This window comes from Ferrovibrio sp., assembly GCF_036381655.1.
Taxonomy (GTDB): domain Bacteria; phylum Pseudomonadota; class Alphaproteobacteria; order Ferrovibrionales; family Ferrovibrionaceae; genus Ferrovibrio.
On the sequence record NZ_DASVCJ010000048.1, the window covers coordinates 1 to 1,283 of the forward strand.

The following is a 1,283-nucleotide window of genomic DNA, read 5'->3' on the forward strand; positions in this document are numbered from 1 at the left end:
GCCGATCATCTTGGCTGGCAGCCAGGTGGCCAATTCCGGGAAGAAGAACATCAGCGCGACGGCGACGCACATCAGCAGGAAGAGCGGGAAGGCGACCCGGCCGATATAGGTGATCTGGTGCCCGGTCATGCCCTGCAGCACGAACAGGTTGAAGCCGACCGGCGGCGTGATCTGCGCCATCTCGACCACCAATACGACGAAGACGCCGAACCAGATCAGGTCGATATGCAGCCGCTCGATCATCGGCAGCACCACCGCCATGGTCAGCACCACCATCGAGATGCCGTCGAGGAAGCAGCCAAGCACGATGTAGAACACCGTCAAGGCCACGATCAGCGCGCCGGCCGACAGGCCGAGATGGTCGATCCAGTCGGCCAGCTGGCGCGGCAGGCCGGTAAAGCCCATGGCCAAGGTCAGGAAGGCCGAGCCGCACAGGATCAGCGCGATCATGCAGGATAGCCGGGTGGCGCCCATCAGGCTCTCGGCAAAGGTCTTGCGATTGAGCGTGCCCTGGGCGGCGGCGATGATCAGCGCGCCGACCACGCCCAGGCCGGCGGCTTCGGTGGCGGTGGCGATGCCGGCATAGATCGAGCCCAGCACGGCGATGATCAGGCCGACCGTCGGCAGCAGATGCCGCGCGGCCCAGAGCTTCTGGCCGAAGCTGATCTTCTCGGTCGGCTGCGGAATCTTGCCGGGATTGAGCAGCGACCAGACGCCGACATAGCCCATGAACAGGACCGCCAGAATGATGCCGGGAATGACGCCGGCCATGAACAGCTTGGCGATCGAGACATCGGCGGCCACGCCATAGACGATCATGATCAGAGAAGGCGGAATCAACAGGCCCAGCGTGCCGGCGCCGGCCAGGGTGCCGATCAGCATATCCTCCGGGTATTTGCGGGCGCGCAGTTCCGGGATCGTCATCTTGCCGATGGTGGCGCAGGTGGCGGCGGAGGAGCCCGAAACGGCGGCGAAGATGGCGCAGCCGATGATGTTGGTGTGCAAAAGACGGCCCGGGATGCGGCTCATCCAGGGCGCCAGGCCCCTGAACATGTCCTCGGACAATTTCGTGCGGAACAGGATTTCGCCCATCCAGATGAACATCGGCAGGGCGGTCAGCGTCCAGCTCGTCGCCGAACCCCAGATGGTGGTCACCATCGCATCGCCGACCGGCCGCGCGGTGAACAGGGCCATGGCGATCCAGCCGCAGCTCAGCAGGCCCAGGCCGATCCACAGGCCGGCGGCGAACAGCGCGAACAGCGCGGCGATCAGGAAGAGGGCGA

General features: G+C 65.3%; 1 protein-coding gene. It reads right to left on the reverse strand.

Annotated elements, in window-relative coordinates:
* On the reverse strand, positions 1-1,283 hold a 1,283-nt coding region (locus VF194_RS09905), incomplete at both ends, for a TRAP transporter large permease subunit (protein ID WP_330890506.1).